General features: G+C 71.0%; 21 protein-coding genes. 5 read left to right on the forward strand and 16 right to left on the reverse strand.

Annotated elements, in window-relative coordinates:
• Positions 1-71 precede the first annotated feature (71 nt).
• From ACFXPL_RS22390 to ACFXPL_RS22400, 3 genes are all read right to left on the reverse strand, one after another.
• Positions 72-1,682: a trypsin-like serine protease gene (locus ACFXPL_RS22390; RefSeq protein WP_384922248.1), complete on the reverse strand. Its 1,611-nt coding sequence runs from the start codon at positions 1,680-1,682 to the stop codon at positions 72-74.
• Positions 1,683-1,748: 66 nt separating this feature from the next.
• Positions 1,749-3,134 carry a cryptochrome/photolyase family protein gene (locus ACFXPL_RS22395; RefSeq protein WP_384922251.1) on the reverse strand — a complete coding sequence of 462 codons (1,386 nt, stop codon included), beginning with the start codon at positions 3,132-3,134 and terminating at the stop codon, positions 1,749-1,751.
• 76 nt (positions 3,135-3,210) lie between these two features.
• Positions 3,211-4,752 (reverse strand): SDR family oxidoreductase, encoded by a 1,542-nt coding sequence (locus ACFXPL_RS22400; RefSeq protein WP_384922254.1) that lies wholly within the window; start codon positions 4,750-4,752, stop codon positions 3,211-3,213.
• Between the two features lie 326 nt (positions 4,753-5,078).
• Between ACFXPL_RS22400 and ACFXPL_RS22405 the strand changes: the two genes are divergently transcribed.
• From ACFXPL_RS22405 to ACFXPL_RS22425, 5 genes are all read left to right on the forward strand, one after another.
• Positions 5,079-6,140 carry an extracellular solute-binding protein gene (locus ACFXPL_RS22405; protein WP_384922257.1) on the forward strand — a complete coding sequence of 354 codons (1,062 nt, stop codon included), beginning with the start codon at positions 5,079-5,081 and terminating at the stop codon, positions 6,138-6,140.
• 165 nt (positions 6,141-6,305) lie between these two features.
• Entirely contained in the window at positions 6,306-7,337 is a 1,032-nt protein-coding gene (locus tag ACFXPL_RS22410) for an ABC transporter ATP-binding protein (RefSeq protein WP_384922261.1), read from the forward strand.
• A complete protein-coding gene (locus tag ACFXPL_RS22415) occupies positions 7,334-9,070 on the forward strand; it encodes an ABC transporter permease (RefSeq protein WP_384922264.1) in 1,737 nt (578 codons plus the stop codon). Before ACFXPL_RS22410 ends, ACFXPL_RS22415 begins: the two co-directional genes overlap by 4 nt.
• Before the next feature lie 66 nt (positions 9,071-9,136).
• Positions 9,137-10,042 carry a glycerophosphodiester phosphodiesterase family protein gene (locus ACFXPL_RS22420; protein ID WP_384922267.1) on the forward strand — a complete coding sequence of 302 codons (906 nt, stop codon included), beginning with the start codon at positions 9,137-9,139 and terminating at the stop codon, positions 10,040-10,042.
• A gap of 4 nt (positions 10,043-10,046) precedes the next feature.
• Positions 10,047-11,114 (forward strand): LacI family DNA-binding transcriptional regulator, encoded by a 1,068-nt coding sequence (locus ACFXPL_RS22425; protein ID WP_384922270.1) that lies wholly within the window; start codon positions 10,047-10,049, stop codon positions 11,112-11,114.
• 24 nt (positions 11,115-11,138) lie between these two features.
• On the opposite strand, the gene ACFXPL_RS22430 is transcribed toward ACFXPL_RS22425, so the two are convergent.
• The 13 genes from ACFXPL_RS22430 to ACFXPL_RS22490 form a co-directional block, all read right to left on the reverse strand.
• A complete protein-coding gene (locus ACFXPL_RS22430) occupies positions 11,139-11,858 on the reverse strand; it encodes a DUF6390 family protein (protein ID WP_384922273.1) in 720 nt (239 codons plus the stop codon).
• Entirely contained in the window at positions 11,859-12,851 is a 993-nt protein-coding gene (gene hypE / locus ACFXPL_RS22435) for a hydrogenase expression/formation protein HypE (protein ID WP_384922424.1), read from the reverse strand.
• A gap of 119 nt (positions 12,852-12,970) precedes the next feature.
• Positions 12,971-14,074, reverse strand: coding sequence for a hydrogenase formation protein HypD (hypD, locus tag ACFXPL_RS22440; protein ID WP_384922276.1), 1,104 nt, complete (start codon positions 14,072-14,074; stop codon positions 12,971-12,973).
• Positions 14,071-14,367 (reverse strand): HypC/HybG/HupF family hydrogenase formation chaperone, encoded by a 297-nt coding sequence (locus tag ACFXPL_RS22445; RefSeq protein WP_384922279.1) that lies wholly within the window; start codon positions 14,365-14,367, stop codon positions 14,071-14,073. Before ACFXPL_RS22445 ends, hypD begins: the two co-directional genes overlap by 4 nt.
• Before the next feature lie 47 nt (positions 14,368-14,414).
• Entirely contained in the window at positions 14,415-16,994 is a 2,580-nt protein-coding gene (gene hypF, locus ACFXPL_RS22450; protein WP_384922282.1) for a carbamoyltransferase HypF, read from the reverse strand.
• A 2-nt stretch (positions 16,995-16,996) separates the two neighbouring features.
• Complete coding sequence (locus tag ACFXPL_RS22455; RefSeq protein WP_384922285.1) at positions 16,997-17,539, reverse strand: hydrogenase maturation protease; 543 nt, start codon at positions 17,537-17,539, stop codon at positions 16,997-16,999.
• 58 nt (positions 17,540-17,597) lie between these two features.
• A complete protein-coding gene (locus tag ACFXPL_RS22460) occupies positions 17,598-17,717 on the reverse strand; it encodes a DUF6893 family small protein (protein WP_384922287.1) in 120 nt (39 codons plus the stop codon).
• Positions 17,699-19,156: a hypothetical protein gene (locus ACFXPL_RS22465; protein ID WP_384922290.1), complete on the reverse strand. Its 1,458-nt coding sequence runs from the start codon at positions 19,154-19,156 to the stop codon at positions 17,699-17,701. Before ACFXPL_RS22465 ends, ACFXPL_RS22460 begins: the two co-directional genes overlap by 19 nt.
• The gene (locus ACFXPL_RS22470; RefSeq protein WP_384922293.1) at positions 19,153-19,872 is read right to left on the reverse strand and encodes a DUF6084 family protein; all 720 of its coding nucleotides are present in this window, start codon (positions 19,870-19,872) and stop codon (positions 19,153-19,155) included. Before ACFXPL_RS22470 ends, ACFXPL_RS22465 begins: the two co-directional genes overlap by 4 nt.
• Positions 19,869-20,594, reverse strand: a complete 726-nt coding sequence (locus ACFXPL_RS22475; protein ID WP_384922296.1) for a DUF5947 family protein — start codon at positions 20,592-20,594, stop codon at positions 19,869-19,871. The genes ACFXPL_RS22470 and ACFXPL_RS22475 overlap by 4 nt, the downstream gene beginning before the upstream one ends.
• Positions 20,591-21,661: a NifU family protein gene (locus tag ACFXPL_RS22480; protein WP_384922299.1), complete on the reverse strand. Its 1,071-nt coding sequence runs from the start codon at positions 21,659-21,661 to the stop codon at positions 20,591-20,593. Before ACFXPL_RS22480 ends, ACFXPL_RS22475 begins: the two co-directional genes overlap by 4 nt.
• 1 nt (position 21,662) lies before the next feature.
• Positions 21,663-23,435: a nickel-dependent hydrogenase large subunit gene (locus ACFXPL_RS22485; protein ID WP_384922302.1), complete on the reverse strand. Its 1,773-nt coding sequence runs from the start codon at positions 23,433-23,435 to the stop codon at positions 21,663-21,665.
• Positions 23,436-23,464: 29 nt separating this feature from the next.
• Positions 23,465-24,520 (reverse strand): hydrogenase expression protein HypE, encoded by a 1,056-nt coding sequence (locus ACFXPL_RS22490; RefSeq protein ID WP_384922305.1) that lies wholly within the window; start codon positions 24,518-24,520, stop codon positions 23,465-23,467.
• Between the last annotated feature and the right edge of the window lie 77 nt (positions 24,521-24,597).

The following is a 24,597-nucleotide window of genomic DNA, read 5'->3' on the forward strand; positions in this document are numbered from 1 at the left end:
GGGCGCCACCGGCCCGATGGCCGGCGGCGCCCCGCCCGTGATGGTGACCGCGTCAGCGGCTGATGACCGGCTCAGCCCCGGTGGCCACCGGGGCCGCCCTGCCGGTCCCGGTCACCGGAGGGGGCGTCGTGGTGGCCGGAGCGGGGCGTGGCGCCGGTGAGGGCGCAGCCCCGGGCGGACAGGTCCAGCTTCGAGCCCTTGGCCACGCAGGCCGCGATCATGTGAACCTGCTGGCCGTAGCCACGGCCCTGTACGGAGGTCACGTCCCCGTCCTGGTCCACCTCGCAGGGGTTGTTGTCGGTGCACTGCTCGCCGGCGTCGTTGTGGGTGTTGTGGATCCCCACGACGGTGGTGCCGTCGGGGGCCAGCAGCGCCGAACCGGAGGTGCCGGGCCAGGGGGCGCAGTCCTCGCCGGTGGCGTAGCGGATCGAGTTGTCCTGCTGGTAGCCGCCCTCCCGGAGGTGCGGGACCACGGCCTCGGCGGCGCAGTTCAGACGGAGACTCGTGTAGGCCATGGCCAGGGAGTCGCCCGCGCGTACGGGGGTGGTGGCGAGCTGGAAGACCTTGGCGCCCTCGGCCTTCAACTGGGCGTAGGTCTTGTCCAGTCGGTAGAGCGCGATGTCCGTGCCGGTCATCGTCGCGTACACCAGCCGGTTCGCGCGGGCGGTGGCCTGGGGATAGCCCTGGCGGTCGGCGATGGGCGCCTCCCGGTCCGCGGGCCGGTCCACCAGCGCGGTTCCCGGCTCGGCCCACTGTCCCTCCACGCAGTGACCGTTGGTCAGCATCAGCGCCGGGTCCTTCGGCCGGGAGGCGGGGGTGCGGACCACCGAGCCCGCACAGCCGTTCAGCTCCACCGCGCCTTCCACGTTCGGGATCTTGTCGTCCGGGGGCACGTCGGTGCCGGAGATGATGCCGTTGATCCAGTCGGCGTGCCGGGTGACATCGGTGTACAGCGTCGGCGCGTTCTCGCCGCCCGGGCCGCTGACCACACCGGCCACCGTCCAGTCGTCGCCTTCACGGACCAGCGCGGGCCCGCCGGAGTCCATGTTGGTCGCGGCGACACTGCCGTCGCGGCTGCCGACGCACAGCTCCCCGGCGGGCTCGGCCGACGGACACGCCGAGAGCGGCTGCACCACGGTGTCGGCCTCCCGCAGCCGTGTGGGGAAGCACTCCGGGTTCTCGCTGTCGTCGCAGGTCATGCCCCATCCGGTGATGCGGGCAGGGGTGTTCTCCGGGGGTGTGGCCGAGGCGATCCGTACGGGCTTGGCCCGGACCGGGGCGCGCAGGTGCAGCAGCGCGAGGTCCTTGCCCCAGAAACCGCCCTCGTCGTGGTTGGTCGCCAGCCGGTAGTAATGGTCGACCTCGGCGACCTCGCCCCCTGACGTGGTGTCGAGCGACCCGACCCGGACCTTCCAGCCGCGCGGGACACCCGCCTTCGCCCCGGTCGGGTTCCGGCCGGCGCAGTGACTGGCGGTCAGCACCCATTGCGGGGCGAGGACCTCCACCCCGCACCCGTGTCCGTCCGGGCGCGGTGGCGCGGGAAAGGACGGCTGGAACGATCCCATGAATGAGTAGGCCCGGGTTGACTCGGTGCCGCCGACGACGGCCTGCGCCGGAGAGGCGGCCATCAGTGGCGCGGTGACCGCGAGCAGGGCACCGAACAGGAGAGAACGACTTCGCATGCCCCGGACCGTAGGCAGCCGATGTGCGCGCCCCAGGATCAGCGTATGACCATTTCGCGACAGCGCTCAGCTCCGGCCACGGGCCTGCTTGAACCTGGCCAGCCCTTCGGACAGTTCCACCAGAGGCTCCGGGTAGTCGGGCTGCCCGCCCTCCGGCGCCCGCCCGCGCGCTTTCCACGGTTCGTGGACGGCGCCGCCGTCGATCCCGCGCAGTTCGGGCACCCAGCGGCGCACGTACGCGCCGTCCGGGTCGTACCGCTTCCCCTGAACCACCGGGTTGAGTACGCGATGGGGCCGGCTGTCCGTGCCGGTGCCCGCCATCCACTGCCAGTTGAGCTGATTGTTCGCGATGTCCCCGTCCACCAGCAGATCCAGGAAGTGCCGGGCCCCGACGCGCCAGTCCACGTACAGCGTCTTGACGAGGAAGCTCGCGGTGAGCAGCCGGCCCCGGTTGTGCATCCACCCCTCGTGGCGCAGTTGCCGCATGGCCGCGTCGACCACCGGATAGCCGGTCCGCCCCGCCTTCCACGCCTCGGTCTCGGCGGTCGCCGTCCTTCCGGTGCGCCAGCGGTCGTGCCGCGTCCGGTAGTCGGTGTGGGCAGCCGACGGGCGGGCCGCCAGGACCTGGTGGTGGAAGTCCCGCCAGCAGAGCTGCCGTACGAAGGCGTCCGCGCCCGGTCCGCCCGCCGACCGGGCCCGGTGGACCAGCTCGGCGGGGGAGAGGGTACCGAAGTGCAGATGCGGCGAGAGACGCGAGGTGGCGTCGCCCGCCAGATCGTCGTGAAGGTCCTCGTACCGGGCGAGCCCCGTACGGTGCCAGGCCGTGAGGCAGCGCCGTGCCGCCCGCTCACCGCCCTCGGCGAGCCCTTCCGAGACACCGGTCATCTCCGCGCGGGACGGCAGCGGGTCCGATCCCACGTCCCGTGGTACGCGTACGGTGCGCGGCGCTGCGAGCGGTTCCCGGATCCGTTCCCGGGACCACCGCCGGAAGTACGGGGTGAAGACCGCGTAGTGATCCCGGTGGGAACCTGCCGGGGTCACCGAGCCCGGCGCCACGGCGGTCACCACGGCGTCGTGGGCGTGCAGCCGGCGCCCGTCGGCCTCCAGGGCCTCGCGCAGCCTCCCCTCGCGAGACACCGCGTACCCGCTCACACCGGCCGTCAGGTACACGTCCCGCGCCCCCGTCCCCGCGGCGACCCGGCAGACCTCCTCGACCGCCTCGCCCGACCTGATCACCAGCCGGCCCCCACGGTCCCGTAGCCCCGCGTCCAGGTCCCGGAGACAGTCGGCGAGGAACGCCCGGCGATTGGGCGCACCGAAGCCCAGCTCCTCGATGCGCCGGTCCCGAACGAAGAGCGGAACCACCTCGTCGGCCGCCGCGAGCGCCGCGCGCAGGGACGGGTTGTCGTGCAGACGCAGATCGGAGGTGAAGAGGACGACGGCGACACTCATGCTGCTCCCATTTCCCTGTTCCAAGGGCCGGACGGACGGTGTTTCCCCCGCCTCACGGCGCCGGTCGGTGCAACGGTCACCGGGACGTGACGGACACGGCCCGGGCGGGTTCCGTCACCTTGTCCGCCGCGCGGGCGATGTTGCGGGCCATCCCGCCGAAGACCACGGCGTGGAAGGGGGAGACACTCCACCAGTACGCGTGCCCCAGCAGCCCGCGCGGATGGAACAGGGCCCGCTGACGGTATCGGGAGCCGCCGCCCTCCCCCTCCACCACGTACATCTCCAGCCACGCCAGACCCGGCAGCCGCATCTCGGCGCGCAGCCTCAGCAGCCGCCCGGGTTCGATCTCCTCGACCCGCCAGAAGTCCAGCGAGTCGCCCACGCGGAGCCGTTCGGCGTCCCGGCGGCCCCGGCGCAGCCCCACCCCGCCGACCAGCCGGTCCAGCCAGCCCCGGACGGCCCAGGCCAGGGGGAACGAGTACCAGCCGTGATCGCCGCCGATGCCCTCGACGACCCGCCACAGGGCCACCGGGGAGGCGTCCACGTCCCGTTCCCGTACGTCGGTGTAGAGGCTGCCACCGGCCCAGTCGGGGTCGGTCGGCAGCGGATCGCTGGGCACACCGGGAACCGACGCCGAGGACCACCGGGTCGTGACCCGCGCCTCGCGTACCCGCTGGAGGGCCAGCGCGAGCGCCCGGTCGAAGGTGAAGGGCCGGCCTGGCAGGTCGGGGACGTAGCGCGTGATGTCGTGCTCCCGGCAGACGACCTCGTAGCGCAGCGACTCCGCGAGAGGACGCGCGATCGACCGCGGGACCGGGGTGACGAGACCGATCCAGTGACTCGACAGCCGGGGCGTCAGCACCGGGACCGGCACGATCAGCCGTTGGGGCAGCCCGGCGGCCCGCGCGTACCGCTGCATCATGTCGCGGTAGGTGAGGATGTCAGGGCCGCCGATGTCGAAGGCGCGGTTCACGTCCTCGGGCATGCGCGCGCTGCCCACCAGGCAGCGCAGCACGTCGCGTACGGCGATCGGCTGGATCCTGGTCGACACCCAGCTCGGGGTCACCATCACCGGAAGGCGCTCGGTGAGGTAACGCAGCATCTCGAAGGAGGCCGAGCCCGAACCGATGATGACCGCGGCGCGCAGCGCGGTCGTCGGCACGCCGGAGTCGAGGAGGATCCGGCCCACCTCCGCGCGGGACCGCAGGTGCGGCGAGAGTTCCTCCACGGGGATGTCGTCGGGCGTCAGACCGCCCAGGTAGACGATGCGCCGTACACCCGCGGCCCGCGCCCGCTCGCCGAAGATCCGCGCCGCCGTCCGGTCCGTCTCCTCGAAGCCCGGCCCGCCGGCCAGCGCGTGGACCAGGTAGTAGGCGACGTCGATCCCCTCCATCGCCGTACCGACCGAGGCCGCGTCGGTGACATCTCCCTTGACGATGTCGACCCGCCCCGCCCACGGATGGTCCCGCAGTTTCTCCGGTGTGCGGGCCAGACAGCGCACCGAGTGACCCGCCTCCAGCAGTTCGGGGACGAGACGGCCGCCGATGTACCCCGTCGCCCCTGTCACCAGGCAGCGCAGCCCGCCCCCGGCCTCGGCCCTGGTCTCCTTGGCTTCCATCACGCCTCCGTATCGGTTCGTACAGGTACTCCCACCGTGTACGCACCCGGCCCATTCCGCTTCCGGACACGCCCAGGGCGGGAGCCGTCCGCGCGTACGTCGCCTTCCCTCCGCTCGGGGCGGCTGGCCGCGGCACTCTTCGGTGCACGGCCGCCCACGGTTCACCTGCCGGACCGGCGTACGTCGATGAACGCGCGTTCAATCCAGATGAACGCGCGTTCATGTCGAGACGGAAGCCTCCCTGGGCCCGGAGCTGAACGTGCGGACGCCACCACGACAAGGGGCCCGCCGTGCTACGCAGACAGGGCCGGAACGGAAGAGAACCGATGCGCAAGACCCTCACGGCCCCGATGGCCGTGCTCGCCACCGCCCTGATCGCCGCGGGATGCTCCTCGCCGATGTCCTCGGCCGGCTCCGGCGGCTCGCGGAGCCTCGTCGTCTACAGCAACTCCCTGTCCGACGGGCGGGGCACCTGGCTCAAGAACGAGGCGAAGAAGGCGGGCTTCGACGTGCAACTCGTCGAGCTGGGCGGCGCCGATGTGCGCAACCGTCTGGTCGCCGAGAAGAACAACCCGGTGGCGGACGTCACCTTCGGCCTCAACAACGTCTACTTCGAGAAGCTGAAGGAGGCGCGGGTCCTCGACACCTACACGCCCTCATGGTCCGGCCAGGTCGACGCCTCGCTGGGAGACGCGACCGGGAAGCAGTTCTGGCCCATCGTGCGCGAGCCGGTCATGCTCGTCTACAACCAGGCCGCCTACCCGGACAAGAGCCAGGCCCCCGCCGACTGGCCGGACCTGTGGACCAAGGAGCGGTTCCGGAAGAAGTACGAGGTCCCCGGCGAACTCGGCGGCGGCACCACCCAGATGGTGCTCGCGGGCATCCTCAGCCGCTACCGCGACGACCAGGGCGACCTCGGGGTCAGCCAGGCCGGCTGGGACGCGGTGAAGGACTACTTCGCAGGCGGTACGCCCGCGACGGCGGGTACCGATCTCTACGCGCGGATGGCCGCAGGCAAGGTCGGGGCGGGCCAGATGTGGCTCTCCGGCAAAGCCACCCGGGAACAGCAGTACAAGATCAGGACCGAGGCCGTGCACCCGCGGAACGGCGTCCCGATGGTCGTCCAGCAGGTCGGCCTCGTGAAGGGGACGAAGAAGGCCGCCGCCGCGAAGAAGTTCATCGACTGGTTCGGCGGCGCCGATGTCCAGGCCGCCTGGTCGCGGAAGTTCTTCACCGCTCCGACCGACAGGGCGGCGCTCGCGAAGGCGAGCCCCGAGGCGGTCGAGGAGACGGACTCGTTCACCGCGCAGGACATCGACTGGTCCTTCGTGGCGCGCAACCTCGACCAGTGGATCGAGAAGATCGAACTCGAATACCTCGCCAAGTGATCCGTGTCCGGCCGTTCCGCACGCCCCACCGCGGCACCCGTACCGCCCGGCCATCCGCACCTCCGCGGCACCCGCACCTCCGCGGCACCCGCACCTCCGCGACACCCGCACCTCCGCGACACCCGTCCCACCGCACCATCCACCCCCGCTCAACCGAGGAACGACATGATCACCTTTGACGGCGTCACGGTGAGGTTCCAGGACTTCGAGGCGCTCCCCTCCTTCTCCCTGCAAGTCGAGGAGGGGGAGTTCTTCACCCTTCTGGGACCCTCCGGCTGCGGGAAGACCACCGCGCTCCGCGCGCTCGCCGGGTTCGTCGACCCCACCGCCGGAGACATCGCCGTGGACGGCCGGAAGGTCACCCATCTCCCCAGCGGCAAGCGCGAGGTGGGCATGGTCTTCCAGAACTACGCCCTCTTTCCCGGCATGAGCGTGCGCGAGAACATCGCCTTCGGCATGCGGGTACGCAAACGTCCCGCCGAGGAGGTGGACCGCCGTGTCGACGAGATCGCGGAGCAGGTCGACCTCTCGCGGGAACAGCTCGCCAAGGGAGTGGCCGAACTCTCCGGCGGCCAGCAGCAGCGTGTAGCCATCGCGCGCGCTCTGGTCATGCGCCCCAAGGTCCTGCTCCTCGACGAGCCGCTGTCGAACCTCGACGCCAAACTGCGCCGGCAACTGCGCGGCCAGCTCAAGGACTTGCAGGCCCAGTTCGGCATCACGACCGTCTACGTCACCCATGACCAGGAGGAAGCCCTGTCGATGAGTGACCGTATCGCGGTGCTCAACCGGGGACGCGTGGAACAGGTGGGAACGCCCGAGGAGATCTACGACCGCTCCGCGAGCGAGTTCGTCTGCACCTTCATCGGCGAGGTGAACAAACTCAGTCCCCAGCTCGTGGGCGCCCTGGCCGCACACGGAGGCCGCGGACTCGACCCGGCCAAGCCCTCCTACGTCCGCATCGAGAAGATCGGCCTCTCTCCGGACGCCGGCCGGCCCGCGCGGGGCCTCCCCGTCCGGGGGACCGTCACCTCGCGCACCTACCACGGACCGCACAGCGTCTACCACCTGCGGACCGAGCACGACACCTTCCGGATCGTGCGGAAGGAGGGCGACGGGCCGGGGCTGCGGACCGGACAGCAGGTCGAGGCCCTCCTCGACCCGGCGTCCGTCCTGCAGTACGCGGGAGCCGCGCGATGAGCGGGTCCGCGCGGGCCATGGCCCGTTCGCCGCTGATCATCGTCGCCGGCGTGGCCCTGCTGTGGTTCGTCACCACCTTCCTGGTCTTCCCGAACGCCGTCACACTGCGCCAGATCTTCTTCCCCGACGGCGCGCCGGGCACCCGCGCCTTCGAGAAGCTCTGGGCCTCACAGCGCGCGCTCGACTCCCTGCGCAACAGCTTCCTGCTGGCCGCCGTCCTGTCGGTCACGGTGAACGTCGTCGGCGTGTTCATCGTGCTCGTCACGCGCTACTTCACCGTCCGCGGCGCGCGCCTCCTCTGGCTCGGGTACGCCACGACACTGGTCTACGGCGGCGTGGTCGCGGTCTCGGGCTACGCGTTCGTGTACGGGGAGAACGGCTTCGTCACCCGGCTGCTGACCTCACTCCTCCCGGGGACCGACCCGGCGTGGTTCTCGGGCATGCTCGCGGTCGTGGTCGTCATGACACTGACCGGTACCGGTCACCATCTGCTCTTCCTCTCCTCCGCCGTTGCCCGGATCGACCAGCAGACCATCGAGGCCGCACGCCAGTTGGGCGCGTCCCCCTGGCGGATCCTGCGGCAGATCGTGCTGCCCGTACTCAGGCCCACGCTGTTCGCCGTCACCATCCTGACCTTCCTCGGCGGGCTCGGAGCCTTCGCGGCGCCGCAGGTCCTCGGCGGAAGGGAGTTCCAGACCATCACCCCCATGATCCTCACCTTCTCGGGGATACCCACCTCCAGGGACCTCGCGGCCACTCTCGCCCTGATCCTCGGAGCGGCCTCCCTGTTGCTGCTCGGACTCCTCAACCGCGCGCAGGCCGGGGGAACATACTTCTCCGTCTCGAAGGTCCCCGCCGTTCTGAGGAAGCAGCGCATCGACCATCGCGGGGCGAACGCCGTCGTCCACGTCCTCGCTTACGCGCTCTTCCTCGTCTATCTGCTCCCGCCGCTGCTCATCGTGGTCTTCTCGTTCACGGACGCGGCGACGATCTCGTCCGGCCGGCTGGGCGCGGGCGGCTTCACCCTCGCCAACTACCAGCGGGTGCTGACGGACGCGACGGCCTCGTGGCCGTTCGTGGTCAGCGTCGGATACGCGGCGGTGACCGCGGCCGTCGTCATCGTCGCGATGCTGTTCGTCGCCCGTATCCTGCACAAGTTCGTCAACCCCGTGACCATCAGCGTCGAGTACCTGCTGCACATCCCGTGGGTCCTGCCCGGCACCCTCATGGCGCTGGGGCTGATCATCACGTACTCCGTACCGCGGGCCCTCACCGGCGGCGCCGTCCTCACCGGTACGGTCGGCCTGCTGGCGATCGCCTACATCACGGCCAAGATCCCGTTCACCCTGCGTCTGCTCAAGGCCGCCTACGCGGGCATCCCCGGCTCGCTCGAAGAAGCGTCGGCGATCCTCGGCGCGAGCACGTTCCACACGTTTCGGCGGGTGCTGCTGCCCCTGGTGCTCCCGGCGGCGGCCGCCGTCACGGCGCTGAACTTCACCAGCCTGCTCGACGAGTACGACACGGCGGTGTTCCTCGCCCATCCGCTGTACCAACCGCTCGGTATCGCGATCCAGAACGCCACCCGGAACCAGGGGAACGGCGACGCCACGGCCCTGACCTTCGTGTACACCGTGCTGCTCATGGTCATCTCCACCCTGGCGATCTGGTTCGTCTACGGCCGCGGTGGCGGGGCCCGCCCGCGCCGTTCCGCGACCGGCGCGGGGCGCCGGTGACGGCCGTCGCGGCGAACCCCCACCACGCATCCACCGGCGACATCCCCCACCTGACGGAAGGAACCCATGTTCGGGCAAGCGCGGTACGAGGACATCAACTCCTTGCTGAACTCCCAGCTCGCGGAGCGCACCCCGCTGATCGCGGTGCACCGCGGAACCGGCCTCGGTGACGTGCCGGAGAACACCGACCGAGCCGTACACGCCGCTCTGCTGCAGGGCGCCGACATGGTCGAGATCGACATCGTCGAGTCGACGGACGGGGACTTCTTCCTCTTCCACGACGGCTGCGAGCGACAGGCGTTCGACCGCGACCTCGACATCCGCGCGATGTCGACCGAGGAGATACGCGCGCTGCGGTACCGGTGGATCGGGCACGACGTCCCCGTGACCGGACTCGACACGGTACTCGAACGCTTCCGCGGCGACACGCTGTTCAACGTGGACCGGTCGTGGTGGTACTGGGACGACCTCCTGCCCTTCCTCGACCGCTACGACATGGCGGGCCAGTTGGTCTTCAAGAGCCCCGTCGAGGAGAGCTGGCTCGGAAAACTGCGCCGGCACCCGGTCAAGTACCCGTTCGTCCCGATGGTCCGTTCCCTCGCCGACATCGACGCCGTACTCGGTGATCCCGGCATCAACCTGGTCGGCGTCGAACTCATCGCCGCGGGGGACGACGACGAACTCGCCGCGCCTGAGGTCGTCGCACGCGTGCACGAGGCCGGGCTGGCCTGTCTGCTCGACGCCATCAACCTCACCAACGGCGTCCCCCTCTTCGCCGGATACGACGACAACACCTCCCTCTTCGGAGACCCGGCCGGCGGATGGGGACGGCTCATCGAACTCGGCGCCGACATCATCCAGACCGACTGGCCGGGACCGCTCGGCCAGTACCGGCAGCAACTCCGCGGCGTCCCTCCCCGGTGCCACCGTCCCGGGTACGAACTGGCCCCCGGCCCGGGGTCGATAGGGTGACCGGGTGCGATCAAACGAAGGCGTCGGCAATCCCCCTGACCCGCCCTCCTCGGCATCACCGCTGAACGTCACGATGGCAGCGGTCGCCACGGCGGCGGGCGTGTCCCGGGCCACCGCGTCACGCGTGTTCTACGGATCGACGCCCGTGTCCCCGAAGACCCGGGACGCGGTCTACGCCGCGGCGGAGCAGCTCGGATACGTGCCGAACGTGATGGCGCGCTCGCTGGCCGCCCGCGGCTCCGACATCCTCGGCCTGCTGCTCCGGGACCCCACCAACCCCGCGTACGGCCTGCTCTTCAGCGAGTTGCAGACCCACATCAGCCAGGCGGGTCTGCAGATGGTGACGGTCGCCCCGTCACGGACCGAGGGGGCCCACTTCGAACGGCAGGCGCTCAACCGGCTCCTCGGGCTGCGGGTCGGCGGGATGTTCGTGGCGACCGGCGTCATCCGCGCCGAAATGCTGGGGCCGTTCCTCGACGTGGTGCCGGTCGTCGTCATCGGACGGCCCGAGACGCACCCGGGGATATGCAGTGTGTCCTACGACGAGGAGAACAACGCGACCCAGCTCGCGGACGCCGTCGCGGCCCACGGACACCGGGCCGTGGCGGTGGTGACCCCCAGCGCCGAGAACTCCGTACCCGAGAACCGGCGTGGTGTCACGATGGCCCGGCGGCTGCGGAGCCACGGCATCCGGGTGCACGAGATCCCCGCCCCCACCTTCGGGCGCAGCGACGAAGGCGTGCGGGAGATCATCGCCTTGCGGCGCTCGGGACGGATCACCGCCGCCATGTTCCCGTCGGACTGGCGGCTGCTCGCCTTCCTGCCCCACGCCCAGGCGGCCGGCGTAAGGGTGCCGGAGGACCTGTCCCTCACCGGGTGCGACGGAATCATGCAGGGCATCGACCTCCTGGGCTTCACCACCCTGCGCATCCCGGTGGAGCGGGCTGCCGGGCGCGCCGTGACGGTCATGAAGTCCATGCTGGACAACCCGGGCGGTACGGAGGTCACACACGAACTGCTCCCCGGCACCCTGGTGCCCGGACGCACCCTGGGACACGTCTCCCCGCGGTGAACCGGGCGGCAACGGCCCCGGAGGTCACGGGAGATGAGCCAGCCCCAGCGCCGTCAGCTGACGGGTCTCCGTCGACTCGATGCGCGCCGCCTGCGGACCGGTGAGGATGTCGCACACCCAGTCCCAGTGCAGCGCCACCAGGTCGCCGGGGGCGAGGCCAGGGAGCAGGGCCCGGCCGCCCGTCGACCAGCGTACGGACTCCTGGCGGGGCGGCCCCGGGGCCAGATGTGTACCCGTCCAGCGCAGCGGGCGGGACTCGACGGTGGCGTTCTCGCCGCTGACGGAGCGGACCACGCCCGTACGGATACGGCACCGGTCGAGGACGGAGAGCGCCGTAGGGGTGGCCGGGGTGCGCAGCAGGCCGGCCCAGGGGTACACGTCGAAGACCTGGAAACTGTGGTGGGCGAGGGCGCGGTCGGACGCGTCGCGCCACGTACCGCCCCGCTGGCCGTCGAAGCGGTCCCGCAGCCGGGCCAGCAGGGCCGCCGGGGTGGTCAGGTCCAGGAGGTCGTTGCCGATCCAGTACGCCTCCACCACCCGCTCGTCGAGAGGGTCGGCGAGGCCGGCCCTCTCGGCGAGCAGTTCGAGGTAGCACCAGGCGCCCTCGAACCGGCGGGCGTGGCGCTCGATGCCCGCCGTCTCCTCAGGACGGAGCAGCGCCCCGGAGTCGGCGGGCCCGCAGTAGCCGAGTTCGTTGGGCGGATAGGCGTACCGCGCGAAGAGGAGCGCGCCACGCTCGCTCATTCAGCAGATCCTCGGCAACTGCTCCCCGACCGGGAGGCCGACCACCCGGGAGCCGCCGAGGCCGGTCCTCGCCACCACCATGCCGGGATGGCCGGGCACACAGGTACCGATCCGGCGGGCCCCGCGGCCCAGCGGGTGCGCGGTCATCGCCGCGAGGACCCGGTCGGCGGCGTCGGCCGGTACGACGGCGACCAGCTTGCCCTCGTTCGCCACCTGGAGCGGGTCGAGCCCCAGCAGGCTGCACGCGTCACGCACCGTCTCCGGTACGGGCAGCTCCCGTTCGACGAGTTCGACCCCGACGCCCGAGGCGGTGGCGATCTCGTTCAGCGAGGCCGCGACCCCACCGCGGGTGGGGTCGCGCAGGACGTGCACATCGGCGCCGGTGGCGGTCATCGCGGCGACCAGCCCGTGCAGGGCCGCCGTGTCGCTCTCCACCGTCGTACCGAACTCCAGCCCTTCCCGGCAGCTCATCACCGCGATGCCGTGCACCCCGATGTCGCCGCTGATCAGCACGGCGTCACCAGGTGCGGCGCGGTGCGGGCCGATGTCGACGCCGTCGGGGATCACACCGATCCCCGAGGTGTTGACGTAGACGCCGTCCCCGCTGCCGCTGTCGACGACCTTGGTGTCGCCGGTGACCAGCCGCACCCCTGCCGCCCGCGCCGCCGCGCCCATGTCCTGAGCGATCCGGCCGAGGTCGGTCAGCGCGGTCCCCTCCTGGAGGATGAACGCGCAGGACAGGAAGAGCGGTACGGCGCCAGACATCGCCAGGTCGTTGACGGTTCCGTTCACCGCGAGGTCACCGATGGACCCGCCGGGGAAGAACATCGGCTTCACCACGAACGAGTCCGTGGAGAAGGCGAGCCGTGTGCCGTCCCCGACGGTGAGCACGGCGGAATCGCCCAGTTCGGACGCCGCGGCGGAGCCGTACGCCGGGAGGAACAGGTGCTCGACCAGTTCGGCCGACATCGCCCCGCCGCCGCCGTGCCCCATCAGGACCGTCGGGGTCTCGCGCAGCGGGACCGGGCAGGCCCAGCCCTCGAAGTCCAGCACCTCCGCAGCGGCGAGCGGGGAATCGGTGGCGGGGGCGGGCACGTGATGCCGTGTCTCAGTCACTTCGCATCGACCAGTTCCAGTCGGCGGTACGTGTAGTACGCGGCGCACGCGCCCTCGGAGGACACCATCGTGGCGCCCAGCGGAACCCTCGGCGTGCACTCCTTGCCGAACGCCGGGCACTCGTGCGGCTTGATCAGCCCTTGGAGCACCTCGCCGGACCGGCACAGCGACGACTCGGCCGTACGGATCGCCGCCACGTCGAACCGCAGCTCGGCGTCGAACTCCCGGTATTTCTCCGCCAGTCGCCAGCCACTGGCGGGGATCGTCCCGATGCCGCGCCAGGTCCGGTCGGTGACCTCGAAGACGTCCCGCAGCATCTCCATGGCGGGCAGGTTCCCCTCGGCGCGTACCGCGCGGGGGTAGGCGTTCTCCACCTCGTGCCGGCCCTCTTCGTACTGGAGGACCGTCCTGCGGACGCCTTCGAGGATGTCCAGCGGCTCGAATCCCGTGATGACGATGGGGACCTGGTACTTCTCCGCCAGCGCCGGGTACTCCGACATACCCATCACACTGCACACATGCCCGGCGGCCAGGAACGCCTGCACCCGGCAGGTGGGGGACTCCATGATGGCGGCGATCGCGGGCGGTACGAGGACGTGCGAGACGAGCAGGGAGAAGTTGCGTACGCCGAGCCGTCGCGCCTGGTGCACCGTCATGGCGTTGGCGGGGGCGGTCGTCTCGAATCCGATGCCGAAGAAGACGACTTCCCGGTCGGGGTTCTCGCGGGCCACTTTCAGCGCGTCGAGCGGCGAGTACACCACTCGTACGTCACCGCCCGCGCTCTTCACGGAGAACAGGTCCTGGCTGCTGCCCGGCACCCGCAGCATGTCGCCGAAGGAGCAGAAGATGACATCGGGGCGCGCGGCGATCGCCAGCGCCCGGTCGATGATCTCCAGCGGGGTGACACAGACCGGACAGCCGGGCCCGTGGATCAACTCAATGTGGTCAGGGAGCAGTTGGTCGATACCGTGCCGGATGATGGAGTGGGTCTGGCCTCCGCAGACCTCCATCATCGCGAGCGGGCGGGTGCTGGCCGCGTGGATCTGCTCCAGCAGCCGTTCGGCCAGTTGGGGGTCGCTGAATTCGTCCAGGTACTTCACCGGTCGGTTCCTTCCACCGTGTCACGCTGTCGGGCGGCCAGTTCGAAGCCGTCACCGAACTCCTCCTCCAGGAGTCCGAGCCTCTCGAAGTTGGCCAAGGTCTCCTGGGCCGACTTCTCGTCGAGTCGCTGAATGGCGAAGCCGACATGGACGACGACGTACTCGCCGACCTCCGCGTCGGGTACGTACTGGAGGCAGACCTCCTTACGCACACCGCCGAAGTCGACCTCCGCCATCAGGGCGTCGTCGACCTCGACGGTGCGCAGGACGCGCCCCGGAACTGCCAGACACATGGTGCCTTCCTCACTCTGCGGATCATCGATGGATTACGGGCGTGGTGTCAGCCGCCGGACGCCGCGACCAGCAGTTGGCCGAAGGCGAGGCCGCCGTCGTTGGGCGGCAGCAGGCGCGGACGCAGAACGGTGAAATCCCCTGCCTCAAGGGCGCGTTGGGTCGTTTCGAGGAGGACGGCGTTCTGGAAGACCCCGCCGCCCAGTGCCACCACCCCGAGCCCGGTCCGCTCGCGGCACCGCTCGGCGAGGTCGGCGGTGAGCCGGGCGACGGCCGTGTGGAAGCGCGCGGCGATCAACTCCGGCGCGACGCCCGTCCGTACGTCGGAGACCACCGCGCGGATCACCGGAGCGGGGTCGGCGAGGACCGGCTCGCCGGGGCCCGGCGCCGGGCGTGTGCCGAAGGCGTAGGCGTTCTCCGCCGGCTCCGTCGGGGCCGCGCGGGCCAGCCCCTCCAGTTCGATCGCCGCCTCCGCCTCGTACGCGACCTCGTGCCGGACCCCGGCCAGCGACGCCACCGCGTCGAAGAGCCGGCCCATGCTCGACGTCGGTACACAGCCGAAGTCCGTCGCGAACTGGTGTGCCAGCAGGCGCCGTTCGACGTCCGGGCAGGCCGCCACCGAAGGCAGCTCCTTGTCCCAGGTGACACCGGCGGCCCGCAGATGCGCGAGCGCCATCCGGTACGGCCGCAGCACACTCGCGTCGCCGCCCGCCAGTGGCACGTACGCGAGGTGCGCGGCCCGCTGGAACGACTTGTAGCCGGCGATCAGCACCTCGCCGCCCCAGACCGCGCCGTCGCCGCCGTGGCCGGTGCCGTCGTAGGCGAACCCGATGACGCTCTCGCCGGGGCCGAGGCCGTGCTCGCCCATCACGGACGCGATGTGCGCGTGGTGGTGCTGTACGGTGCGCACCGCCCGGCCTCTGGCGTGCGTCCGGGCCCAGACACCGGAGCGGTAGCCGGGGTGCCGGTCGGCCACGAGCTGTTCGGGCGCGACCCCGGTCAGCAGCTCCAGGTGGTCGGCCGTACGGGTCAGCGCCTCCACCGTGGAGAGGTCTTCCAGGTCGCCGACGTGCTGACTGACCCAGGCGTAGCCGCCCTCGCCCAGCGCGCAGGTGTTCTTGAGATCGGCGCCCGCCGCGAGCAGCGGCGGGACCTCGAAGGGCAGGGCGAGGGGGAGCGGCGCGTACCCCCGCGACCTGCGCAGGGGCAGTTCGGCGTCGGCGACGAACCGGCTGACCGAGTCGTCGCACGGTACCTGGATCGCCCGGTCGTGCCGTAGCCACGCGTCGACCAGCGGGGCCAGCTCCGTCAGCGCCCGCGCGTCGTCGGTGACGATCCGTTCGCCGGAGCGGTTGCCGGACGTCATCACGAGCGCGTCGGGCCCGGGGGCGTCACCGTCGAGGCCGAGGAGGAGGACGTGCAGGGGGGTGTACGGGAGCATCAGGCCGAGATCCGGGTTGCCGGGCGCCACGGCCTGGGCGATTCCCCGTCCGGGCGCGGGCGTACGGCGGGGGAGCAGCACGATCGGCTTCCTCGCGCCGGTGAGCAGCGCCTTCCCGCCCTCGGCCAGGGTGACCAGCTCCCCGGCGACGCCGAGATCCGCGACCATGACGGCGAACGGCTTGCCTCCCCGGTCCTTGCGGCGCCGCAACCGGGCGACCGCCGCCTCGTCGCGCGCGTCGCACGCCAGGTGGTATCCGCCGAGCCCCTTGACCGCGACGATCCGGCCCTCGGCGAGCAACCGCCGTGCGGCGCGCAGCGCTTCGTCGCCGTGCAGCGGTGTTCCGCCGCCCTGGGTGAGCAGTTCGAGACGCGGGCCGCAGGCGTGACAGGCGATCGGCTGGGCGTGGAAGCGGCGGTCGCGCGGGTCGCCGTACTCCGTACGGCAGTCCGCGCACATCTCGAACGCCGCCATGGTCGTCGCCGCGCGGTCGTAGGGCAGGCCGGTGACGATCGTGAACCGAGGTCCGCAGTGGGTGCATGTGATGAAGGGGTGGCGGTGGCGGCGGTTCTCCGGGTCGCGCAGTTCGCTCAGGCAGTCCTGGCAGGTCGCGATGTCGGGGGAGACCAGGGTGCGGGCCCGGTCGGTCGCGCTGGAGTCCTCGATGGTGAACTCGGCGCCGCCGCACAGCGGCAGGTCCGTCTCCGTCACGGACTCCACGACCGCGAGTGGTGGTGGCCGCTCCCGCAGACACCGGCCGAACTCCGCCACCGCCTCGGGATCCCCCTCCACCTCGGCGAGCACGCCCGCGCCGGTGTTGGACACCGAGCCGATGAGGCTCAGTTCTGCGGCCAGGACATAGACGAAGGGGCGGAAGCCCACCCCCTGGACGACACCGCGCGCCTCGAACCGGCGGCGGACACGGGGCTGTCGGGGCGCCGGATCCTCCTCCGTACGCGCGCCGCTGCCCATCATCTCCAGCCCCGCCAGCGCCGCCGCCGCCTTCGTCTCGTCGATGATCTCCAGAGCGAAGCCCATGTGCAGCAGGACCCAGTCGCCGACGGCCGGGGGCGTGTCGAGCATGCCGACATTCACCCGGCGATGGGCGCCCTCCACATCGACGAGGGCGAGCTGGCCCGCGTATCCCTCGACGGTCTCCACGACTCGCCCGGGAATGCCGAGACACATGATCAGGACCTCCGGGGCCGGTCGGGCGCGGATGTGAGGGCGGGGTCGGGCTCCGACGAAGGCGTGGATCCGGCCAACAGCAGCCGGTGGACCAGCGCCCGCACCGCCACCACCGCCCGGGGGACGGCCGCGGCGACCGCTTCGCCGAGACCGATGCCCTCGTCGACACCGGCGGGCGTGCAGCCCACCAGGTGAGTCAGCGGGAGCGTACCGCCTAGTTGATGCAGATTTGCCAGCACCGCGACCGGATTCATGCCGTGTGCGTCGAATTCACCCGTACCGAGGTCGTCCGGGCCGATCTCCAGCACCGTCAGCTCACCGGGCGGCCCGCCCCCCGGGTACGCGTCCACCAGCACCAGCGCGTCGTACCCGTCGAGCAGGTCGTACGCGAGGTGCATGCCCCGGATGCCGTAGTCGACGATCCGGACCCCGGCGGGCAGCGGCGGCCCGGGGTCGGCGGCGAGCCGCCGCGCGACCTCGGGGCCGAATCCGTCGTCGCCGAGGAAGAGATTGCCGATGCCCGCGACGAGTACGCCTCCGGTCATGCCGGAACCGGCTCCGGGCGCGTGGGTGCTCCCTGCTTCTCCTGCTCCTGCCGGGCGCTCACATGGAGCGCATTCTGAGGTACCTGCGGATGTCGGGGATCGAGCGCACGCCGATGGCGACGGCGACCGCCACCATGGCGGCGGCCACACCCGTGGTGATCAGACCGAGGGATCGCACGATGGGTTCTCCTTCCGGAACTCCGGTGGTTCGGTGTGGTGCTCGCCGGGATCGCCGTCGGGCAGCGGTTCCAGCTCGTCGGGGGCGAAGTAGAAGTAGCGGCCGTACCAGTCGTGCAGGTCGGCCGCCGGGTCGTCGACGAGGACGAGGGCGACGTGCACCCCGCCGTCCACATCCGAGAGCACGGCCGTCACCCGCGCCACCTGGCCGTCGAAGAACAGGTCCTGCGCATCGGCGCGGCGGGCCGGGCGTACCCGTACGAGACTGCCCTGGGCGACCCGGACCCCGTCGATCAGCACACTGTCGGACCCCGGCGACACGGCGGCGTCCGCCGCCGGATCCCACCACGGAGCGCCGCCGGTGTCGAAGGCGGCGGGAGCGGCGTTCCGCGCGTCGCCGGTGGGATCCGCGGGGGCAGGGCCGTGGGGGTCACGGAGCAGGCCGTGCAGCCGCTGGAGGTCGCCGGGGGACATCGCGTCACAGCGGTCGATGATCTCTCGGGCGCGGGGATCGGTGGCGCGGGCCTCCGCCTTCTCCCGGTCCGTCATCGTCATCACCCGGAGCGTCAGGATCTCGTCGATCTCCGTCGAGTCGAACAGGGCGCCCGCGCTCTGCTCGGCGATCTCCGGGTGGTCGTAGAGAATGATCGGCGCGCCCATCACGATGTCCGTGGAGCCCTTCGCCCCGGCCAGGACCGGCCAGCACCGGCGCTGCACGCACCGGGCCGCCGCCCGGGCCGCCGCGTCCGGGGGCTCGCGCAGGGAGACGAAACGGGCGCCCCGGGCCTGGAGGAGCAGGTGGGTGCCGATCAGCGAGACGCGGATCGCGGCGTCCTTGCCGGCGGCGGTCCCGGCGTGCTCGTTCTCCACCGACACCGACAGCCGCAGGAATCCGTCGTCCCAGGCGGTACGGGTACGCACCCGTACCGCCAGGGGCTCGCGGCGCCGTACGAGGGAGCCGACCCTCGTCCCGTGCTCGTCGTCAAGGGGCTCGGTCTCCTCGCCACCGGGGACCGTGTGGAGCTGATCGGTCCCTCCGGTCAACGGGAGTGCCCCCAGGTCGACTTCCAGCTCGACCGCCTCGTCCCAGCTCAGCACCGGTGCACCGGCCACGACGAGTTCACCGACGGGGATCTCGCGGCCGTCCTCGCTCCGCCGCCGCACCTCGCGCACCTGGTGCTGGAGGAAGCGCAGCCGCACCGTCACCTCGGCCGGACCGGACGCCTCGGCCGGGACCGCGAGCAGGCACTGCATCGCCATGCCCGGTTCCTCGGCGAAACTGTCGGGGGTCGCGGAGGGCGGCCCGAGGACCCCGAACTGCCAGCGGGAGCGGTTCTTGTGGGCGCTGGCCCGGTACGGGTACAGCAAGTAGCCCTCGTACAGCACCGCGTCGGCGACCTCACGCACCTGGTCGAGGCCCACCGGAACCGTCCCGGTCACCGGACCACCTCGTCGAGATCACCGGAGGCGACAGCGGCGCACGCCCCGACGCCCCCGTCCGTACCCGCACCGCCCAGCAACGTGCACACCGTCTCGTCCCAACTGATCAGCCCGCGCCGCTCACGGAAGTCCGCGAGACCGGCGAGCACGTCGTGATCCAGCCTGATCCAGCCGGAGTTCGGGAAATGGCACGCGATCAGTCGCCGCCACACGGCGACCGGCAGTTCGTAGCGCGCCTCACGGTCCCAGGGCACCTGCCGCACACCGAGCCCCGAACCGCCCGCGCCGCCCCTGGCGAAGACGGTGCCCGAGAACAGCAGGCTGACCGGCACCGTCCCGTCCTCGCCGAGCGCGTGCAGATAGCGGGAGCCGACGACGTCGAAGTCGTAGGTGCAGGGCAGCGCGAGATCGACCTCGGTGGCGCCGGTGAACCCCTGCACCGTCGTGTTGCACTGCATCCACAGGAACGGCCGCAGTGTGTCCGACCACCGCTCCCGCTCCCCGAACAGACCGCGCAGCCCGTCCTGTTCGGCCTGGTCGTACGGGCGGCGCTGCGGTTCGATCCGGACCTGGCAGCGCAGCACGATCGCGTGGACCGGCTCGCCCGAGCCGTCCTCGATCCGCAGCCGCGCGGTGAGCTGCGGCGCCGCGCTGTACGGTTCGGCGACGATGTCGCGTACGGAGAACTCCAGGCCGGGTGCCACGGGAAGGCTCATGAGGAACCGTCCACGGCCGTCGCCCCTGCCGTCGTTCTCGCTGCCGCCGTCGGCGCGGCTGTCCGCTCCGCGCGTGCGGGCCTGCTGCGGGCCCTGACCCGCTCGAAGAACCCGTCCATCGCGGCGTGCGCCTCCTGGCCGCCGTCGAAGCCGCGCCACAACGTGCGCAGCCGGCCGACCAGTTCGTAGCACGCGTCGATCGGCACCAGATGGCACGACGCCTCGTCCTCATGCCCGCCCGGTCCGGTACGGCGCACGAGCAGCGCCTCGACATCGGGGCGCACCACGGCCAGTTCGGGGACGGCCGCCACGAGCGTGTCCCAGCCCTCCAGCGGCAGTTCGGACTCCGTCGCCCCCGCCGGGCCGGGGTAGAACGCGACGGTGCGGTCCTGCGCGGAGTTGCGGAACAGGAAGGCCAGCCCCACCGGGATCCGCAACTCGTCCCAGGTCCGCGCGTCCAGCGGGAGCCCGTCGAAGCTCAGATACCGGTCGGGCACGGCGCGGTAGCGCAGCCGCGCCCCGTCCTCCGTGAACAGCAGGTAGCAGGCGCGGCAGGAGCACATCAGACCCCTGCTCTCCAGGTTCACCACATGCTGGTGCTCCTCGCCGACCGGCGCGGCGCACATGTCGCACCGTTCGCCGATGACGGGCTCGGGGCGGTTACGGGAAACCCGCAGCAGCGTCGCGACCGGGGACCGTGAACGGCCCGTCGGCGCGCTCATGTCGCGACCGCGGGCGCGGACGGTACGGCGACCGAGACCGAGGCCCCGTCCGCCAACACGGGCAGAGGGGCCAGGTGCGCGCCGTCCGCGTCCGTGTCGAGACAGGCGCCGGCCCGCCGTACGTCGTAGTGCGCGCGGCAGGCGGAGCACCGCAGCACCCCGTCCCCCGCGCCGCCGCCCAGCCGTCTGGCCAGCGTCGCGCCCTGCATCGGCCGCTCGCACCGGGCGCACCGGTCGCGGAAGGCGAACAGATCGGGGCCGATCCGGCAGGCCACCACGGGGAACCCGGCGGCGCTCAGCCGCGCGACCCCGCCGGACTCCAGGGCGAGCAGCGCCGGCACCGGCTGCCAGGTCGCGCCCATGTCGCCGGAGCCGGAGCCGGAGCCGGAGCCGGAGCCGGAGCCGGTAGGGCCAGGGGCGTCGGTGTCCGTACCGTCCTGACCCGCTTCGCGCAGCCGGGAGAACAGCGAGTCCACCGGCAGCAGCGGACCCGGTGCCTCCGGTGTCCCGGCCGCCTCCTCCACCTCGATCGTGGTGATCTCCGGCGCCGCCGCCTCGACCGCGCCCCGCACGGCGAGCGCGAGCGTGGCGGAGGAGGACGGGCAGCCGTCGCAACTGCCCAGCAGCCGCAGCCGTACGGCTCCGTCCTCCGTGACGCCGATGAGCTCCACGTCGCCGCCGTGCGAGCCGAGATACGGCCGTACGCTCTCCAGCGCGTTCTCGACCCGTGTCTCCACGCTGTACGGATGGAGCCCGTGGACCAGCAGCACGCCGGACACCAGTTCGTCGTCGGCCAGGGCGGCCAGCACTGTGCGGTCAAGACCGCCGTGCTCGTGGACGAGGTCGAGCAGCCGCTCCAGTCCGGCGCCGTAGAAGTCGGTGACCAGCCTGACCAGTTCCTCGCCGCGTTCGCGCGCCGCCGGGCCGCCCGCCTCGCCGGCCGAGATCAGGGCGTCGATCCGTTCTCCGGTCGCCCGCCAGCTCTCGGACGGCGCGGACCCGTGCGTCTGCCGTTCCGTAGTGCGCTGTTCCGTGGTGTGCTGTTCCACCGACTGCCGCTCCGCCACGTCACTCACTGCCCGCGGACTGCGTGGGCGAGTGCAGCAGCTCCAGCTTCTTGCCCTCACCGAGGTACATGTGCACGCCGCAGGGCAGACAGGGGTCGAAGCTGCGCACCGTACGCATGATGTCGATGCCCTTGAAGTTATCCCGGTCGTTCTCCTCGAAGATGGGCTGGCCCTGCACCGCGTCCTCGTACGGCCCGGGGGTGCCGTAGGTGTCGCGCGGGCTCGCGTTCCACGGGGTCGGCGGGTACGGGTGGTAGTTGGCGATCTTGCCGTCCCTGATCACCATGTGGTGTGAGAGCACCCCGCGCACGGCCTCCGTGAAGCCGCAGCCGACGCCCTCCTCCGGGACCTCGAACTTCTCCCACGTCTTGGTGCGGCCGGCCCGGATCTCAGCGAGCGCCTTCTCCGCGAAGTGCAGCGCGCAGGCCGCCGCGTACGCCTGGAAGTAGGTGCGCGCCCGGTTGCGCTCGATGGTGTTGCTCCAGCGCGGGACGTGCCACTCGAACTCGACGGGGCCCTTGGTGGCGGTCTTGGGGAGGCTGATCCGCACGCTCTTGCCGGTGGCCTTGATGTAGCCGATGTCGACCAGGCCCGCCAGCGCGGTCGTCCACAGCCGGGCGAGCGGCCCGCCGCCGGTGTCGAGCGCGAGGTAGTCCTTGCCGTCGAACCAGCGCGGCGACATCACCCAGCTGTATTTGTCCCCCAGGTCGCGCTTCTGGGGCTGCGGGTTGGTGTGCTGGTTCCACGGGTGCCGCCGGTCGACCGGGTTGCCGAGCGGGTCGTGGGTCACGAACATCTCCTGCTCCTCCCAGTCGTTGTAGTACGACGAGCCGAGCAGGATACGGATGCCGAGGTTGATCTCCACCAGGTCGGTGGTGACCAGCTTGCCGTCCACGACGATGCCGGGGGTCACGTACATCTTCCGGCCCCAGGCGGTCATGTCCCGGTACGCGAAGTTGCAGTACTCCGGGTCCTGGAAGGAGCCCCAGCAGCCCAGCAGGATACGGCGGTTGCCCACCTGCTCGTAGCCGGGCAGCGCCTCGTAGAAGAAGTCGAAGAGGTCGTCGTGCAGCGGCACGACCTTCTTCATGAACTCCACGTAGCGCTGGAGACGGGTGATGTAGTCCGTCATGAGCTGGATGGTCGCGACCGTGCCCACACCGCCGGGGTAGAGCGTGGAGGGGTGGACGTGGCGTCCCTCCATCAGGCAGAACATCTCGCGGGTCATGCGGCTGACCTGAAGCGCCTCGCGGTAGAACTCGCCGGTGAACGGGTTCAGCGCGCGCATGATGTCGCCGATGGTCCGGTGCCCGTGGGCGTCCGCGTGCGGCGCGGGGGTGCGATGGGCCTGTTCGAGGACGCCGGGGTTGGTCTCGGCGACCATTTTCTCGCAGTAGTCGACCCCTACCAGATTCTCCTGGAAGATGTTGTGGTCGAACATGTACTCGGCGGCCTCGCCGAGGTTCACGATCCACTCGGCGATGTGCGGCGGCTTCACGCCGTACGCCATGTTCTGCGCGTAGCAGGAACAGGTGGCGTGGTTGTCACCGCAGATCCCGCAGATCCGGCTGGTGATGAAGTGGGCGTCGCGCGGGTCCTTGCCCTTCATGAAGACCGAGTAGCCGCGGAAGATCGAGCTGGTGCTGTGGCACTCGGCGACGACCTTCTGCTTGAAGTCGATCTTCGTGTAGATGCCCAGACTCCCGACGATACGGGTGATGGGATCCCACGCCATCTCCACCAGATCGTCTTTGCCCTGGCTCGTCGTCGTCATGAGGCCGCCTTTTCTTCCTTTTCGGTGCGTTACCAGGTGCGGGTGGCGCCGGTGGTCAGTTTCTGGGAGCGTGTACGCCATTTGGGCTCGCGGTCGAGGGTGTGCGTGGTGATGCTCCGCAGGCGTCGCATCGTCGAGCCGTACAGGCCGACGGCGTTCGTGGAGAGCTTTCCGCCGGGGGGCTCGTCCATGAAGGGCATGAATTTGTCGGGGAATCCCGGCATGGTGCAGCCGATGCAGATTCCGCCGACGTTGGGGCAGCCGCCGATTCCGTTCATCCAGCCGCGCTTGGGCACATTGCATTTCACGGTGGGACCCCAGCAGCCCAGCTTCACGATGCACTCGGGCTGCCCGTACTCCGTCGCGAAGTCGCCCTGCTCGTAGTAGCCGGCCCGGTCGCACCCCTCGTGCACCGTACGGCCGAACAGCCAGGTCGGACGGAGCGACTCGTCGAGGGGGATCATAGGGGCCTGGTCGGTGGCCATGTAGAGCAGGTAGGTGAGCGTCTCCGAGAGGTTGTCCGGCTGAATGGGGCAGCCGGGGACGCACACGATCGGGATTCCCGCCTTGGACTTCCACTCCCAGCCCAGGTAGTCCGGCACGCCCATGGCGCCGGTGGGGTTGCCCGCCATGGCGTGGATGCCGCCGTACGTGGCGCACGTACCGACCGCGACGATCGCCGTCGCCTTGGGAGCGAGCCGGTCGAGCCACTCACTGGTGGTCATCGGCTGTCCGGTCGCCGGGTCGTTGCCGAAGCCCGACCAGTACCCCTCCTCGTGCAGTTTCTCGTTGGGGATCGACCCCTCGACCACCAGGACGAACGGTTCCAGATCGCCCCGGTCGGCCTTGAAGAACCATTCGAGGAAGTCGTCGGCGCCGCCGGCGGGGCCGCACTCGAAGTCGATGAGCGGCCAGTGCACGGCGACCTGCGGGAGTCCCGGCAGCGCGCCGAGCGCGATTTCCTCGATGCTGGGCTGCGTGGCGGCGGTGAGAGCCACCGAATCCCCGTCGCAACTCAGCCCCGCATTGATCCACAGGACATGGATGAGAGTGTTCTCCGCTTTCAGTGCTGCTTCTGTCGGCATAGCCCGCTGCCTTCCGGGATGGGACCGCCCGATACCAGTGAGGGTGGCGACACTCACCTTGCTACCATCTAGAATCC

It is taken from the genome of Streptomyces sp. NPDC059092 (assembly GCF_042756365.1).
Lineage (GTDB): Bacteria > Actinomycetota > Actinomycetes > Streptomycetales > Streptomycetaceae > Streptomyces.